This is a genomic window from Latilactobacillus parafuchuensis (genome assembly GCF_055271665.1).
Window position 1 is genome coordinate 228,803 of record NZ_CM143875.1, and the last position, 16,624, is coordinate 245,426.

Consider the following 16,624-nt stretch of genomic DNA (forward strand, 5'->3'; position numbering starts at 1 on the left):
ATCCTTATTCTGAAATTTGATTAATAAGTGCTAATACCGTTGTAACATCTGTCGCTTGACTAATCGCTTTAATCAACCGTGGATCATCAATTAATTGATTTAATATCCCGTAAATCGCGCGCATTTTTGGTTGAACGCTTTCATTTAAACCCATTAAGAAGACCAGTTGAACCGTCTCATGATTCTTCCACTTTAATCCGTTTTTAGCAATCAATAGGGCGATTCCTGGTGTCGTCACCAAATCAGGACTCGCATGGGGAATCGCAACTGGCCCTAAAGCAGTACTATCTAATGATTCGCGCGCAATTGCCGCTTCAATCATTGCTGGTACAACGTTGTGTGATTGCACTAATAATTGGCCTAATTGAGTAATCGCCGTTTGATAATCACCCAGTTCATCACTAATTAAGATATGCGCTGGTTGTAATAATTGCGTTAATTCATTATTCGCCGTTGCCTTTCCTTTGAGCCGTTGCTGAATTAAGCTGACATCATGTTTATTCAACAGCGGACTGACCTCGATTATTGGGACTGAGAGCCCCTTAATCGCAATCGTACTAATTACTAAATCTTCGCTAATTGGGGTCGCCATTAATTCCCCTAACGCGATAATCCGGGTGATTCTTAATTCTTGAGCAAATCGTTTCTCTAACCGTTGACCCAATAGTTGTGAGGTCCCGATACCACTACTGCAGACCACAACGACGCTCAAGCGTTGATCGACCGCATGCCGTTCGAAGAATGCTTCAAAATGTAAGGTCATAAAGGCCAATTCATCATCATTCAACTGCACCTGATAGTGTTGCTGAATGGCTGGTCTTAATAACACCGCTTGGTCAAAAGCTTGCGGAAAATTCAAACGAATTTCTTCAGTATACGCATTGCGAATACTTAAGCCAACTTTCAACCGTCTTAATGCGGAATTCAAATGCAATACGAGACCGTGAATCAGTTCATCATCGACCTGCAATTGCACCAATTGTTGTCGCAGGAATTGTGGTAACCCAACTGTCTCTTGTTCGGTGGCCACTAATAATTGTGGATTTAAATTTCGTGACTTGATCGCCACTAAATGTAAATTCAGATTGGCTTGTTCCACTAACGGCAATGTCCGATTGAAACGACGTTCTAGTATAGTAACTAAAATAGTCGTTTCAGGGACTATTGGTGCTGCAACGGTGGGTTGATTGACAACCAGTTGCCCTTTAAATAACCGTTCAAATGTAATCATCAGGTGAATAGCTAAGGATTGAAACTCATAATCGGTTAACACCAATTGCGTTTTCTCTAACAATTCACTTAGCGCAGCCAAAACCGATTCGATGACTTGTGAATCAAATAGATGGTTCAACTTTTCGGGTAATTGACTATTCTGAATTAACTGACCATCCAGTTCCTGCGCTTGCGTTCGTTTGCCCCAGTACTGACTGATTAATTCTGTCGTCGCTTGACGCCGATTAACCTCCGTCCCCATCAATTTTAACCCCGCGTGCGTCACACCAATGCCTAAATCAAAACGTTGTAAATACTGCTTAACTTGCTTTAAATCATTTTCAATCGTACTTCGACTGACGTAAAGGGTCTCAGCTAGCGATTGGACAGTCACCGATTCAAAACCGAGTAATAGCTTTGCTAAGAGATAGTGACAACGTTCTTCTTTAGTTTGTGGCACCTCAGTTTCCGATGATTCATTTCTTTCTAACAACCGATCCGTGTTTCCAATGAAATAAATACCGTCATTGGGTTTACGTATCAGTTGCACATCACTGCCAGCGATATCTTGGTCAATCTGATCAAGATAAGTCGCAATCGTACGTTCTGACAACTGCAGATGAGCAGCAATGTCAATATAATGGGTTTTGTGTTCTGCTAATATATATCGAATAATAGCTTGCTTGCGTTTGTTCATACCTTCTAGCAACTCCTTGTTTCGACCCCTTTACGTTAAATTTAGTTTAGTCTTTTTGTATCCGCTTGCAAATTCAACTTTTTGCCAGATTAATCTTGCAATTTATATTGACTATCTAAAAAACGGCTATTCTATGCGAATAGTCGTTCCAATTGATACTTAGACTGTTAGTTCAATCCGATTATGCTCTGGATCTTCAACAACCGCCTCATAGTAGCCGTCGCCAGTTACTCGTGGCCCATTCAATAGCGGTAATCCTTGTGTCTGGAATTGTGCTACCAGGTGATCAACGGATTCCCGACTCCCAACCGATAACGCCAAGTGTGCATATTGACCGCTAACTGCTAAATCAGTTAATTCACTCACTTGATGCATGATTTCTAACCGGGCGCCCTTCTCAAACGTTAAGAAGTAGGATTGAAACCCTTTTGTCTGATTTTCGTACAACTCACCCGCTTGAGCTTGAAATACGGCTTGATAAAATTGTTTCATCGCTTCTAAATCATGAACCCATAAACCGACATGTTCAATTTGCATAATGATTCGCTCCTCTAATTAATCTAAACTCATTATGCCAATTTTCGGTAGCGATTACAAATGAAATCAACGCCACAAAAAAAGACTGGTCAAATGACCAGCCTTTCAAAAAATCAATTATTTTTTGATGTTGTAGAATGATTTGATACCTTTGTATTCAGCAGTATCGCCTAATTGTTCTTCAATACGCATTAATTGGTTGTATTTAGCTAAACGATCAGTACGGCTCATTGAACCAGTCTTGATTTGGCCAGCGTTTGTAGCAACAACTAAGTCAGCGATTGTTGTATCTTCAGTTTCACCTGAACGATGAGAAACGACAGCTGTGTAGCCAGCTTCTTTAGCCATTTCGATTGCTTCTAATGATTCTGTTAAAGTACCGATTTGGTTAACTTTAACAAGGATTGAGTTAGCAGCGCCCATCTTGATACCCTTACGTAAGTAATCAGTGTTTGTAACGAAGAAGTCATCACCAACAAGTTGTACTTTTTCGCCAAGTACTTTAGTGATTGATGCCCAGTCTTCCCAGTTGTTTTCATCGATAGGATCTTCGATTGAAATGATTGGGTATTTAGCAACTAAGCCTTCAAGGTATTTAACGAATTCAGCAGTTGTGAATTCTTCACCAGTTGACCAACGTAATTTGTAAGTCTTATCTTCGTTGTTCCATAATTCTGAAGAAGCAACATCGATAGCGATTGAGATATCTTCGCCAGGTTTGTAACCAGCTTTTTCGATAGCTTTGATCAAGTATTGTAAAGGTTCTTCGTTGTTAGCGAAATCAGGTGCAAAACCACCTTCATCACCAACTGAAGTAACTTTACCGTCAGCAGATAATAGGCTCTTCAATGCTTGGAAAGTTTCTGAACCCATACGGATAGCTTCGCGTACAGATTTAGCACCAACAGGCATGATCATGAATTCTTGGAAATCCACTTTGTTGTCTGAATGAGCACCACCATTGATAACGTTCATCATAGGCGTTGGTAAAACGTGGGCATTTGGTCCACCTAAATATTCGTACAATGGTAAACCTAATTCATCAGCAGCAGCACGAGCAACAGCAAGTGAAATACCTAAGATTGCGTTAGCGCCTAATTTGCCTTTGTTTTCAGTACCATCTAATTCGATCATTGTTTGATCGATACCGCGTTGGTCTGTAACATCAAAGCCCATGATTTCTTTAGCAAGAATGTCGTTAACGTTAGCAACGGCTTTTAAAACACCTTTGCCACCAAAACGAGATTTGTCGCCATCACGTAATTCAACGGCTTCATGTTCACCAGTTGAAGCACCTGAAGGAACGATTGCGCGACCAAAGCCGCCTTCTTCAGTGTAAACTTCAACTTCGACAGTAGGATTGCCACGTGAATCTAAAACTTCGCGGCCTAAAATATCAGTAATAATTGACATGTAATTTTCTCCTTTTTGGCTAATCGTCTGATTAGCGCTTGTTTGATGTCGGACAAAGCCCACATCTCTATTTTAGCCAATTTTTAGCCATTCGTAAATAAGAATTCGCTAAAAATTAGTCGTTAAAATGAACTAATTCTAAGAATGAAGCTGGGTCCATACTTGCGCCGCCAACTAAGCCACCATCGATATCATCTTTACCCATGATTTCTTTAACGTTAGCAGGTTTAACTGAACCACCGTATTGGATACGAACTTTGTCAGCAACTGTTTGGTCGTATAACTTAGCAACTGTTTGACGAACAACAGCACAGATTTCTTGTGCTTGATCAGCAGAAGCAGTTTTACCAGTACCGATTGCCCAGATTGGTTCGTAAGCAATAACCATTGAGCTAACTTGGTCAGCTGAAAGGCCTTTAAGACCTTCAGTAACTTGGTTAGAAACCCATGCTTCAGCTTTGCCAGCTTCGCGAGTTTCTAAAGTTTCGCCACAACAGAAAATTGGTGTTAAACCATTATTGAAGATAGCGTGTGCTTTTTTGTTAATATCTTCATCAGTTTCGTGGAAATATTCGCGACGTTCTGAATGGCCGATAATAACGTAATCAACACCCATTTCAGCAAGTGTCTTTGGTGACGTTTCACCAGTGAAGGCACCGTTGTCTTCAAAGTAACAATTTTCTGCAGCAACTTTCAAGTCAGTTCCCTTTGCAGCTGCTAATAAAGCAGGTAGGTCAACGGCAGGTGCACCGATTACTGATTCAGTTTGAGCAATTTTAGGTAAGTTGGCTTTGATAGCATTAACGAACTCAGTTGTTTGAGTAGGGTTCATGTTCATTTTCCAGTTACCAGCAATGATTGGTTTACGCATGAGAAAATCTCCTTTAATGATGAATTATTTGTCTGAAATAGCAGCGATACCAGGTAATGTCTTACCTTCTAGGTATTCAAGTGATGCGCCACCACCGGTAGAAATATGTGTTAGCTTGTCGCCAACGCCTAATTTCTTAACGGCTGCAGTTGAATCGCCACCACCAACGATGGTTGTCGCGCCTGATAAGTTACCTAAGAATTCGCCAATTGCCAATGTCCCATTAGCAAATTTTTCCATTTCGAACACACCCATTGGGCCGTTCCAAACGACTGTCTTAGCATCTTTAAGAACATCTTTAAAGTCAGCAATTGCTTTAGGTCCGATATCTAATGCCATGTAGCCATCAGGAATGTTACCTTCAACAGTTTCTGTCTTAGCGTCGTTAGCAAACTTGTCAGCAACAATGTTGTCAACAGGCAATACTAATTTGTCGCCAGCTTTTTCGATTAATTCTTTAGCTAATTCAACTTTATCAGCTTCAACTAATGAGTTACCGATTGATAAACCTTTAGCAGCGTAGAATGTATAAGTCATCCCACCACCAACGATTACTTTATCAGCTTTTGCTAATAAATGTTCGATAACGCCGATCTTATCAGAAACCTTTGCGCCACCTAAGATAGCAACAAAAGGACGTTTTGGTGTATCAACAGCTTCGCCCAAGAATTTGATTTCTTTTTCTAATAAGTAACCAGCAACAGCAGGTTTGTTGTTTGCTTTCATTGCTTCAGCAATCCCAACGTTTGAAGCATGGGCACGATGAGCAGTCCCAAAAGCATCGTTGACGAACATGTCGCCTAATGAAGCCCAGTATTCGCCCAACTTAGGATCGTTTTTACTTTCGCGTTTGCCAAAGTCGTTATCGATGTCTTGGAAACGAGTGTTTTCCATTACTAAGATATCGCCGTCAACCATAGCGTTGATAGCAGTTTCTAGTTCTGCGCCTTCGTTTGAAGCAACGAATTTAACGTCTTTGTTTAATAATTCACCTAAACGTTTAGCAACTGGTGCAAGTGTTAATTCTTTCTTATCAGCATCGCTCTTAATACGACCTAAATGTGATAGTAAGATTAACTTGCCACCTTTTTCGTTTAAATATTGAATTGTTGGTAAAGCAGCAGCAATCCGGTTATCGTCGCCAATAACGCCACCTTTAATAGGGACATTAAAGTCAACACGCATTAATACTTTTTTACCTTGAACATCTTTTAAGTCTTCGATTGTTTGTTTAGCCATTGAACAAGACCTCCTAAATTTTCATAAAAAAAGGCAGGAGGAGTTTACCCCCTCCCGCCTTATTAATTGCGATAGTAATCAGTGTTCACTAAAAGTGAATTAGATTAATTTAGCAAATTTTTCTAATGTACGGATCATTTGAGCAGTAAAACCTGATTCGTTGTCATACCAAGCAACAGCTTTAACAACTTGTCCTGAACCTTCACCAACAACTTGTGTTTGTGTAGGATCAAATACTGAACCAAATTCAGTACCGATGATATCTGAAGAAACGATTTCGTCAGCGTTGTAACCAAATGATGCGTTACCTTCTGTAACTTTCTTAACGGCAGCGTTAAGTTCGTCAGCAGTAACATTCTTTTCTAATGTTACAACTAATTCTGTTAATGAACCAGTGATAACTGGTACACGTTGTGCATGGCCATCTAATTTACCCTTCAAAGCAGGAACAACTAAGCCAAGAGCTTTAGCAGCACCAGTTGAATGAGGGATGATGTTAGCAGCAGCAGCGCGTGCAGCACGTACGTTTCCACCACGATCAGGACCATCTTGTAATTTTTGAGTAGCAGTATAAGCATGAACTGTTGTCATAGTACCAGCTTTGATGCCGAAAGCATCATTAACAGCTTTAGCTAAAGGTGCTAAACAGTTAGTAGTACATGATGCTGCAGAAATGATGTTATCTTCAGCTGTGATAGTGTCATCATTAACACCATAAACAACTGTCTTCATTTGGCCAGCAGGAGCTGAGATAAGAACTTTTTTAGCACCAGCATTAAGATGAGCTTGTGCTTTTTCTGCTGATGTGTAGAAACCAGTACTTTCAAGTACTAAGTCTACGCCGTCATTTTTAACCCAAGAGATATTGTTAGCATCTGCTTCAGCATAAACTGGGATGTTTTTGCCGTCGATAACCAAGCTGTTTTCTGTTGCTGATACTTCATGGTTAAATTGACCATGAGCTGTATCATATTTTAATAAATGAGCTAACATGTCTGGTGATGTTAAATCATTGATTGCAACAACTTCCAAGTCAGTGTTGCTTAATTCATAAATACGACGTAATGCTAAACGACCAATACGTCCGAAACCATTAATACCTACTTTTGTAGTCATAATAAAGATTTCCTCCTCTAGGAAATAAAAATTTATTTTAAAGGGTCGCCCCTTGTAAAATCATGTTGGCAGCACCCTCATCCGTGATTAACCACGTCTGTTTAGGTGCGAGATGCATGTATGCCTTAATCGCCATTGCTTTGGATTGACCCCCAGCAACCGCTAAGACACACGGAATTTTTAATAAGTCCCGAATCTGTAAACCAATTCGCGGAATCTTGTACACCACTTCACCGTGCTCGTTAAAGAAATAACCAAATGCTTCACCAACCGCCCGACGTTCTTTCAACATCGCAATGGTGTCAGCTGACATGTCTCGTCGTTCCGCCATCGTAACGGCTTCACCGATACTGTGCAAAACACCACGACTACGTTCAATTAATTGTAGTACTTCTTGAACGCTTGGTTCCTCTAACAGTGGGGCATAAGTCTTCTCACTTACCTGTTCAGGGACGTATAATGCCCGGTGTTTACCACCAGTTCGTTTGGCCATTTCAGCACAAACTGCATTCGCCTGAATATCAACACTTTCCCCGATACCACCCCGAGCCGGGACAAAAATCAAATTACGCTCTTTCGATAAATCAGCAGAAAGTTCCTGAGCTGCTTTCGCCATCGTCGTGCCACCCATTACCGCCACAACACTTTGACCTTGTGGTAATAACAACTGCAACGTACTATTCACGAATTTACCCATTTCGGTAAGGACTTTGGGTTGTTCATCACTGTTACCAGAAACAATTAGACAATGTTCAATTCCTAACACCCGACTTAACTCACGTTCAGTTTGGCGTAAGCCTAAGAATTGATCCATAACCTGTCTTAATTGTTCCAGAGTCTCACTACCTTTGACAGTTAAAACCATACCTGATTTCGACGAATTTAGCAAACCTTGTGCCTTCAAAAAATCCGTCTCGGTCCGGACAACGCGTTCACTCATTTGTAGTTGCAAAGCAAGTGTTCGTCGTCCAACTGGTGCTGCCCAATCGATATGTTGTAAAACCTGGTAGCGTTTCTTAATAATTTCAACGAAATCGGGCGCAACAGCCTCTATTGCAGATAACTCATCGCGCATTACTAACGCCTACTTTCTAGTGGGACATAATATGTCCATCTATGTCATTAAGCGACCCATGGTTGGCAAAAAATAAAAAGGGAACCTACTAAAGCTAGTAACTTACCTTTCGAACAAAACCATTATAACAACTGTGGAAAATAAGTGCAACGCTTTGAAACTAATGAATACGTTTTCTTTCCGAATATTTTTTTAAAGATTGATTTATCGCGCTTTTTATCAAATTGGGCTTGATATTATGGCAAACTTCCGCTAAAATAATATATTGTACTGTTAAGTACGCTTGTTTCAAACAGTTGCGCCGCTAGTGTAATGGATAGCACCCAAGATTCCGGTTCTTGAGATCCGGGTTCGACTCCCGGGTGGCGCATCAATAATCATTGAAAAGCCGTTGTAGCATTTGCTACGACGGCTTTTTTATGGTTTCAAATGATTGATACAAGTTATTTAGTAAGTCCTTGTTGTTACAGGCTGATGTGCTTGTCTCTTTATTATAATAATTTAACAGTGAGATTTTAATTTTGCATACGTTGAGAATCAACAGTTCCTTTTGCACTAGCTTCCGGCCTTATCTGAAAGGCTATTTCTGTGCCATCAGGGCTTTTAGAAATTTTGTTCTCAAAAGCAACCTGTCCATTAGCCACAGTATATTTAAAATCGTAGCGCGCAGCTCCCATCTGTATGCTTAATATTTCGTCAGATATATTGTAACTAGCATCGGATGCAGATCCCATACGCGACAAACGCATGGTTGAATCATCCTTAATATATCCATCCGTATAGCCGTCATGGATTAAGTTTTGCGGAGCTTTATTCTCATCCATGGCTTTAGCAGCATCTTCCCCGTTATATGTCGCTGGGTAAACAATAAAGCCAGCTTCAATATATTCTTTAATTAATAATTGATTACCGCTATAGTGAGTTGTACTTTCTGAACTACTATTTTCACTAGGTACTTCTTCAACATTCACCGTACCGCTACTATTATCTTGTTGTTCATTACTTGAATTCACTTGTGAATTATCTTCATTAACAGTCATATCATCTTGACTCGTTTCGCTAACAGATGCGGTTTTCAATGAACTATTAACTAAACTATTACTCATAGTTGACTCTTTTAGTTTGATATCACTTTGCAGCTTACTTTTCTTTAAGAAATAAAAAGTTCCTCCAATAATAATTATACATATGATAATCGCTTTAATAGCCATCTCTTTTCTACGTTTTGATCTAACTTTCAAAAAATCATCACGCCACTGTGGATTATCTCGTCGTTCCTTATAAAATTCATATGTATGTTTTGTTCTTGTGTTTTGACTCAAATATTTTTTTACCATTATAAACCACCCCAAAATTAGTTAACCCTCATTAGTATATCAATAATCCTACTAAATAGTAGTCAACATTTATATGTGACTGTCGGAATATCCGTATTCGACTTCTTACTATAGTAAGTTAATTTGAATCTTACCGATATAACATAGGTCTTTTCTCAAATCATCTGTATAATACTACCCGTATCACGGATGGAGGAAATTGATATGCTAAGGAAATATCCCCTAGCTTTATATAGCACTTGGTTTATGATTTTACTAGTTCTGCCGCTACCACTCGTTTTGTTGCTCAATCTAACCTTGCTTGAACCCACACGTACCTTGTTAGGTTATGATTTTGGCATCATCGCTTACGTTTGGTGGTTAAGTATTGTTTTGCTATCAACAAAACCGCAATGGCTGGATCGACGGATTGGGTTACCCGCCATGCATTTTGTCCACGGCATGCTCGGTGTTTTGGCATCCCTATTAATCTGCTTTCACGCCATCATCTCACTTTCGATGGCGACGGTTGATTTATGGGTCAAAAATATCGGCAACATCGCTTGGCATTTATCGGTATTTGAACTCTTGTTTGCGGTTTTCTTCCTATCAGGTGTTTTTAATCGCTGGCCACTTGTCGCCCGTTTAAAACAAAAACTGCAACTTGTCTTTAACCATCAAGTATCGGTTTGGATTCACCGTTTCAATTTTGTGGCGATTGGTTTGATTTGGTGGCACGTCCATTTATTTGGCCACATCACCAACCTCACAAGTTTCTTAATACTGTTTGATGCTTATACCGTTGTCACGATTGGTTTTTATGTTTGGCAACATTTCTTTGCCAATCAATCAGAGCGGTTGACGACGGACTAACTACACAAGTTTGTATTCATGACTATCCTATAGCGCGAAATAAAAAATACGATGAACCTCATCGTATTTTTTATTTACCTAAAGTTGACTAACCGTGATCAATTGACTATTACCAATTCTATAATAATCTAACTAATGGCTATTTTCTCCCAATTCATCGTATTGTCGTTGATAATTGTTTCTAATTTCATTCTTTGCAAACCGCGTATCCACAATTTGCTGCATCATTTGCCGTGTATTAATCCCAAAGCCCTCCACAACTTGTTGATAACCCCGTTGCCACGCAGTTTGCCCCTCTTCGTCATGGGTTTCATGCATCGCATTAAATTGGTCTAATAAAGCATCAAACGACTGTCGATAATCCATCACAACTTGTTCTTGTTGTTGAATCAGCTGATCAATTCGTTTTAAGGCCACTTCTTCTTGCTTTTCAAGTTCACTTCTTTGTTTATGCCAATCAGTCATTTAACACTATCCACGCCTTCAAGATAATTTGTATGCGTCTCTAATTGATTCATTTTTGTATCCGCTGCTTTTTGAACCTTACCCGTCAGACCAATATCAACCATCATTTTTCCTGATCGAATAGTTGCCTTCTCAGTTATTTTTTGTTCATTTATATTAAACTGCTTTGCAAGTTTTTTTAAACGATACTGCGCCTTAATTTCAACTGGTAAAGTCGCCTCTAACATTATCCGAGCTGCTAATTTTAAGGCTGTTTGCTTAGCTTCTTCTAGTCGTTTTAAGCTATCTTCAGCCTCTTTAATCACATCGTTAACTGACATTAGACATTCTCCAAATCTTTGAATTTTTTTACCCACTGACTATCTTGTTGTTCGACGTGGCTAGCGGTCATCTTTAACGCTTTTTCCAAACCATTGATGACTACGATCTGTGTATCAATCAACTGATGCACCCGTTCAACGGCTTTTAAATCAACGTTATATTTTGGTTTAAGCCTATACCGTTGAATAACGTCTTCAACATCCTTAGCCGTAATATAGGGCAATTGAGTCGCTTGCTCTGCAATTCGTTGAAAATCTACTTTCATATCCGAATAGATTGTTTGATTGATTTTCTTAATGGCTCGCAAGGGTGCTTTGGCCTCTTCCAAGGTTGCAATCCCCACCTCAATCGCCCCTTTTTCAATCGCTATTTGACCACTATCAAGCGTGTGCTCCGCAAAATTAACCGTTTGAGCACCGATGGCCGCAACTGTTGCCAACTGATTTAATAACCCGCCCGCCGTATTCCGATTAAATTGTTGATGTAAGGACTGACCAACACCATCTGCCAACAGTATTGCCTGCCCAGATTGATCAAAATTTGCATCATCATTGAATGAGTCGGTCATATGCCCACTAACATTAGTGAGGCGATACACAACACTCACCCAAAATGATCCCGTTGATTTTGGACTCTTTAAATCTGGCGTATACGATTGCTTTCCAATTGTTGGAACGCCTTTAGGAACATCCGGGACAATATCATCAACGTGTTTAATATTATGTATACTTTGATTAAACCGGCCTGCTTTAACTAAGCTTCGTTCTTCAGGTGTCAGCATATTATAGGCACTTGGGGCTGAAAATACGGTAGCCTCTGCCCGATAATGAACAGCCGCAAAACTAGCCAACGCCGCCCCTAATGAATGGCCCGTATAAGTGGCTTCATTAGGTTTAAAATCCGGATGTTCCTTTTGCATCTCTGTGAGAAAACACGCCAAATCCTTAAACTGAGATGCTTTTTGATACGCTTCTGGGTCGTTCAAATTGGCATCCTGTTTAAAATCCGTCTTATCAGTAGTGCCGCGAGTCGCAACAACGTATTGACCATCAATCTGAATTAGACTCGCTTGAAGCCCGTGCGATTCAAAGTCAGCATGCACTTGACTCTTAGCAGTTGAATCGATAATTTCCGAATTTTCTACACTCGGAATATAATTGCCAATATCGGAATATTTCGTTTTATATACATACTTAGTAATTATCCATAATTTCTTACTAGAAATACTCACTATTTATGAACTCCTTTAAATTTTTCTGGATACTCCTTAAATAAATAATGCTTGATTTCTTGTCCGCTAACTTTTTTAGTGTAGCCATCTTTTTTTAATTTTTTAATATCTTTTATTTGTAATAAGTAAGCCTCGTGATCTATATCATATTTACCTGACTCTGGCACTTTTAATCCGGGACGTAAGACCTGATTCTTACCAAAACCATCAAATATGAATTGGTTACTAGAAATATCAACCGTCACTAATACCTTTTTCTTATTCTCTAAAGTGAGTTCCGCTTCGGCGTAAGGACTACCATCAGCCGGATTACGTTCTAAAGCCGTCACCTTCGTTGTTTTAACGCCAAGATAGTTCCACTTATAAAATTCATCAACCTGTGGTGCAACTATTTCAACCAACTTTTCTTTTGCAGCTAGCTCTTTTTTATTTTGGTCCATATGATACCAGACACCTCCACCTACTAGTAATAGTACAAATATTATGCCACTTAAAGCGAGCTTCATACTGATTCTCATTATTACCTCCAGTAGTAATTTTATTTAGTCGTTACCACTATCCACATTTTTTAATGAAAACATCGTTGATCACGAAACTCCTTTGAATTTTTCTGGATACTCCTTAAATAAATAATGCTTGATTTCTTGTCCTACAATTTTTTCAGTATAGCCGTTTTTTTTCAATTTCTTAATGTCATTTATTTGAAGTATATAATCATTGTGATTTATTTCGTCCTTTCCGGCTTCCACCACCTTAAAGTTTGGCCTTAGAGTAGACCTCTCACTAAATGTTCCAAAAGATAAAGCAGTTTTCGTCATATCTATCATTACGGGTATCTTTTTTCCATTCTCTAAAGTTAGTTCCGCTTCGGCATAAGGACTACCATCAGCCGGATTACGTTCTAAAGCCGTCACCTTCGTTGTTTTAACGCCAAGATAGTTCCATTTATAAAATTCATCAACCTGGGGCGCAATTATTTCAACCAACTTTTCTTTTGCAGCTAGCTCTTTTTTATTTTGGTCCATATGATACCAGACACCTCCACCTACTAGTAATAGTACAAATACTATGCCGCTTAAAGCGAACTTCATACTGGTTTTCATGAACAGTCTCCTAAATTAATTTAGCTAAATGAATTCTTCCAGATTCGTTAAGCGCATTGTATCACGCCAATTTATCTATTTAACGCTTTGTCCTTAAACGTCTCTAAATTTGACACAAACGTCAATTTTTTATTCTAAAAATACATAAAAATACCCCAAACGAATTCGTTTGGGGCACACTTATTTAATATTTCATTTGAATTAATTTAATTCACGTTGTGCTTTTTGGATGACAACGTTCATGCTGTTCTAAAAACAATCAAAACCCGGTATAAATCAGATTCGCATTAGCTTACTTAACTAGCCAACGACCCCTTTACTCGTATCAGCAGGTTTGAAGAGGTGATCAATAATGCCAGAAACACGCGTTAAATCAACATTACCGCCAGAAACAAGTGCGACGATATTTTTACCTTCAAGCCATTTTGAATCAATTTTGCCACTGATTAAAGCAGCGGTTGGTAAGGCACCAGCGCCTTCGGTCACGATTTTGGCCCGTTGCATTAAATCCGTCATGGCCGTCGCAATTTCATCTTCAGTCACAAGGACAAATTCATCCACTAAATTTTGAACAACTGGGAATGTGAGGTTGCCTGGAATCGCCACGTCGGTCCCATCTGCTAGTGTGAAATCTTGATGATGACTTGTAATCTCGCCTAATTCGTAAGAAGCTTCCATCCCATGCACGTTTTCAGATTGCACACCAACAATGTGAATCGAAGGGTTAAAGGATTTCAAAGCGGTTGCAATCCCTGAAATTAAACCACCACCACCAACGGGCACAATCACCGTGTCAACATTCCAAATCTTATCCAAGATTTCCAAACCAATCGTCCCTTGACCCGCCATCACTTCACGGTCATCGTAAGGATGCACAATTGTTAAGCCTTTTTCTTCAGCCAGTTGTTCCATGTAGAGTCGTGCATCGTTAAAAGTTGCCCCATGCAAAACGACATTAGCCCCGTAACCAGCTGTCGCTTGTTGTTTAGCCAGTGGTGCTTCTTCGGGCATAATAACGGTCGCATCAATCCCTAAAATCTTAGCCGTTAACGCCACCCCTTGGGCATGGTTGCCCGCTGAAGCGGTGACAATCCCACGTTGGCGTTGTTCAGCCGTTAAATGATTAATCTTATTGTTAGCCCCTCTGAATTTAAAAGACCCTGTGAGTTGCATATTTTCCATTTTTAAGAAAACATTGCCTTTAGTCACATTCCGACTTAAAAACATTGATTGAATTAATGGTGTTTCGCGAGCATAAGGTTTAATGGTTGCACGAGCCTCTTCAATATCTTGAATATTACAAATATCTGCTGTTTTTGAAACTAAGTCATTAGTTGCCATTTCAATCCGCCTCTTCCTAATTAAAATCAATTGGGTGTTACTTTGTTATTTTTGGAGTATGAGTGATGATTGCCATTCGCTTCGTTTTAAGTCATTATTAAGCATCACTTTCATCACTCAACGTCTCCTTGTATTTAACTTCACAATAACTGTAATCCTATTTAGACGGCTTGTCAAAATTAATAAGTTTTTTATTATAGCGCTTTCATTTAACCGTTAATAATCTCTCATATGAATTTCACTTGTTATCTAATTCAACTAAAAACGACAATCATTGTTACCCGATTGTCGTCTTTAATTTGTTATTTTATGCTTACTGTTTAAATTCCAGCCAGTCCTAACTTAAAATAAAGTTGTTTAGTCATTTTAAAGCTCTGATTGTTGTTTTAAATAAGTCATTAACTTAGTCGTCTCGTTTGTTGAAAATTCTAATGCACCCAGTTGATAAATCCGCTGTTGGTCAAAGTTGCTAGCATTGAAACGGCGTTGTAAGCCATTTTTTAGAATCAATACTTGTGGGTTTAACTTTTCGATGGCCTGAATATCACCCTCAGAATCATCTAAGCGAATCTCCCAATCTAAATTCTGAGCCTTAAGTTGGTCGTTTAAGATCTTAACATAATCCTGTTCTTTTTGAGTAAAAACAACGACATTATCAATTAAGAATGGTAATCCTTGATAAACGAATACCCCTAGTTTAGTCATGTGACTTCCTCCTTAAATCAATTGAATCGTAATCATTATTACGACCGTTCGATTTCATTTTTCCCTCCTATTCTAATCAAAACAAACCACATTTGCAATATTCTAAAAGCTCTCAGAGACCCCAATCGACTAAGCATGGTTAAAATTCTCTATTTACTCTATTATTTCAGAATAAGTGGTTCGTTTTTGGAACAGGTCCTTTTGTATACTTATAACGTATTTCGTTTTCTATCTTTAATACGTTGATTAATTCGTTTAGCATCAATCACTGTCATCACTTGCAAGCCAATCCAAACAAGGCCATAAATAATCGTAACCTCGCCAACGAATTGAACCGGATGATGTTGTATTAATAGTTGCCCTCCATTATACGTTGCTGCCATTCCTACTAATAGCAATACGCCAATATAATGAACAAAAAGTGCGACGCTGAAATTAAGACGCTCACTATCAAAAATCATTGAGAGTATCCCTATTAGCAGACTAAGTCCAAAATTACTTATAATATTGGTTGCAGAAACTTGAACTGGATGACCAACCATTAATAAAGCCGCTAAAAAAACAAACGAGCCAATCAATAACCCGATTACTGCATGTTTTAAAATCCGTTGTCCCATATTAGTGTCACATCCCTAATTTTTGTTTTAACGCTGGCAAATATTTACGGCTCACACTAATTTTTAATTGATTCGTCAATTGGGCCGTCATATTTCCTGAAAACTCCGCCTCTAAAGAACTTAAGTGGTTCAAATTGATGACTGCGCCTTTAGCGACCTGAATAAAATCATGTCCTTCTAAGCGCGTTAATAATTTCTTTAACACACCACGTTGCTGATAGATTGTTTTTTCAGTATGGATGGTCAATTCGCTATCATATATTTCAATTGCAATAATTTCGTCAAGTGGCACCATCACAATTCTATCTTCAACATTTATGGGTAGAACCGCACTGGTTTGTGGCCATTGTTCTAATTGTTGTAATAAGCCTATCACTTCCGGCGAAAGCCTAGCTGCTCGTAGTGTTACTTGCAATTCATCTTTCGCTAGTTGATTATCTTGTTCAAAACGAACCTGCATGCTAACACCCACCTAATCTTGATTAATTTACA

18 protein-coding genes and 1 tRNA gene are annotated in these 16,624 nt (G+C 39.0%); 2 read left to right on the forward strand and 17 right to left on the reverse strand.

Annotation, left to right across the window (positions count from 1 at the left end; translation table 11 throughout):
* Positions 1–4: 4 nt before the first annotated feature.
* The 7 genes from ACVPPQ_RS01335 to ACVPPQ_RS01365 form a co-directional block, all read right to left on the reverse strand.
* Complete coding sequence (locus ACVPPQ_RS01335; RefSeq protein ID WP_463495204.1) at positions 5–1,909, reverse strand: BglG family transcription antiterminator; 1,905 nt, start codon at positions 1,907–1,909, stop codon at positions 5–7.
* 159 nt (positions 1,910–2,068) lie between these two features.
* Entirely contained in the window at positions 2,069–2,446 is a 378-nt protein-coding gene (locus ACVPPQ_RS01340) for a VOC family protein (protein ID WP_463495206.1), read from the reverse strand.
* A gap of 117 nt (positions 2,447–2,563) precedes the next feature.
* A complete protein-coding gene (gene eno / locus ACVPPQ_RS01345; protein ID WP_025083052.1) occupies positions 2,564–3,859 on the reverse strand; it encodes a phosphopyruvate hydratase in 1,296 nt (431 codons plus the stop codon).
* A 115-nt stretch (positions 3,860–3,974) separates the two neighbouring features.
* Positions 3,975–4,730, reverse strand: a complete 756-nt coding sequence (tpiA, locus tag ACVPPQ_RS01350) for a triose-phosphate isomerase (RefSeq protein ID WP_025083051.1) — start codon at positions 4,728–4,730, stop codon at positions 3,975–3,977.
* Positions 4,731–4,754: 24 nt separating this feature from the next.
* Positions 4,755–5,969 (reverse strand): phosphoglycerate kinase, encoded by a 1,215-nt coding sequence (locus tag ACVPPQ_RS01355; RefSeq protein WP_463495208.1) that lies wholly within the window; start codon positions 5,967–5,969, stop codon positions 4,755–4,757.
* Between the two features lie 99 nt (positions 5,970–6,068).
* Positions 6,069–7,085 carry a type I glyceraldehyde-3-phosphate dehydrogenase gene (gene gap, locus ACVPPQ_RS01360; protein ID WP_025083049.1) on the reverse strand — a complete coding sequence of 339 codons (1,017 nt, stop codon included), beginning with the start codon at positions 7,083–7,085 and terminating at the stop codon, positions 6,069–6,071.
* 37 nt (positions 7,086–7,122) lie between these two features.
* Positions 7,123–8,160, reverse strand: coding sequence for a sugar-binding transcriptional regulator (locus ACVPPQ_RS01365; RefSeq protein WP_463495211.1), 1,038 nt, complete (start codon positions 8,158–8,160; stop codon positions 7,123–7,125).
* Between the two features lie 298 nt (positions 8,161–8,458).
* Here ACVPPQ_RS01365 and ACVPPQ_RS01370 point away from each other — a divergent pair.
* Positions 8,459–8,530 (forward strand) — tRNA-Arg (locus ACVPPQ_RS01370).
* 145 nt (positions 8,531–8,675) lie between these two features.
* On the opposite strand, the gene ACVPPQ_RS01375 is transcribed toward ACVPPQ_RS01370, so the two are convergent.
* Positions 8,676–9,497, reverse strand: coding sequence for a hypothetical protein (locus tag ACVPPQ_RS01375; RefSeq protein WP_463495213.1), 822 nt, complete (start codon positions 9,495–9,497; stop codon positions 8,676–8,678).
* A 246-nt stretch (positions 9,498–9,743) separates the two neighbouring features.
* On the opposite strand from ACVPPQ_RS01375, the gene ACVPPQ_RS01380 reads away from it, so the two are divergent.
* Positions 9,744–10,349, forward strand: coding sequence for a hypothetical protein (locus ACVPPQ_RS01380; protein WP_463495215.1), 606 nt, complete (start codon positions 9,744–9,746; stop codon positions 10,347–10,349).
* Positions 10,350–10,481: 132 nt separating this feature from the next.
* On the opposite strand, the gene ACVPPQ_RS01385 is transcribed toward ACVPPQ_RS01380, so the two are convergent.
* From ACVPPQ_RS01385 to ACVPPQ_RS01425, 9 genes are all read right to left on the reverse strand, one after another.
* On the reverse strand, positions 10,482–10,814 hold the full coding sequence (locus ACVPPQ_RS01385) for a hypothetical protein (protein ID WP_463495217.1): 333 nt from the start codon (positions 10,812–10,814) through the stop codon (positions 10,482–10,484).
* Positions 10,811–11,134, reverse strand: coding sequence for a hypothetical protein (locus tag ACVPPQ_RS01390; RefSeq protein ID WP_463495219.1), 324 nt, complete (start codon positions 11,132–11,134; stop codon positions 10,811–10,813). Before ACVPPQ_RS01390 ends, ACVPPQ_RS01385 begins: the two co-directional genes overlap by 4 nt.
* Positions 11,134–12,366 (reverse strand): lipase family protein, encoded by a 1,233-nt coding sequence (locus tag ACVPPQ_RS01395; protein ID WP_463495221.1) that lies wholly within the window; start codon positions 12,364–12,366, stop codon positions 11,134–11,136. The genes ACVPPQ_RS01390 and ACVPPQ_RS01395 overlap by 1 nt, the downstream gene beginning before the upstream one ends.
* Entirely contained in the window at positions 12,366–12,884 is a 519-nt protein-coding gene (locus ACVPPQ_RS01400) for a hypothetical protein (protein WP_463495223.1), read from the reverse strand. The genes ACVPPQ_RS01395 and ACVPPQ_RS01400 overlap by 1 nt, the downstream gene beginning before the upstream one ends.
* 69 nt (positions 12,885–12,953) lie before the next feature.
* Positions 12,954–13,469: a hypothetical protein gene (locus tag ACVPPQ_RS01405; protein ID WP_463495225.1), complete on the reverse strand. Its 516-nt coding sequence runs from the start codon at positions 13,467–13,469 to the stop codon at positions 12,954–12,956.
* Between the two features lie 300 nt (positions 13,470–13,769).
* Entirely contained in the window at positions 13,770–14,810 is a 1,041-nt protein-coding gene (tdcB, locus tag ACVPPQ_RS01410; protein ID WP_463495227.1) for a bifunctional threonine ammonia-lyase/L-serine ammonia-lyase TdcB, read from the reverse strand.
* 366 nt (positions 14,811–15,176) lie between these two features.
* Positions 15,177–15,515, reverse strand: a complete 339-nt coding sequence (locus tag ACVPPQ_RS01415; protein WP_463495229.1) for a hypothetical protein — start codon at positions 15,513–15,515, stop codon at positions 15,177–15,179.
* A 209-nt stretch (positions 15,516–15,724) separates the two neighbouring features.
* Complete coding sequence (locus tag ACVPPQ_RS01420) at positions 15,725–16,132, reverse strand: DUF3021 domain-containing protein (RefSeq protein ID WP_463495231.1); 408 nt, start codon at positions 16,130–16,132, stop codon at positions 15,725–15,727.
* Positions 16,133–16,139: 7 nt separating this feature from the next.
* Positions 16,140–16,592: a LytTR family DNA-binding domain-containing protein gene (locus ACVPPQ_RS01425; RefSeq protein ID WP_463495233.1), complete on the reverse strand. Its 453-nt coding sequence runs from the start codon at positions 16,590–16,592 to the stop codon at positions 16,140–16,142.
* Positions 16,593–16,624: the final 32 nt, after the last annotated feature.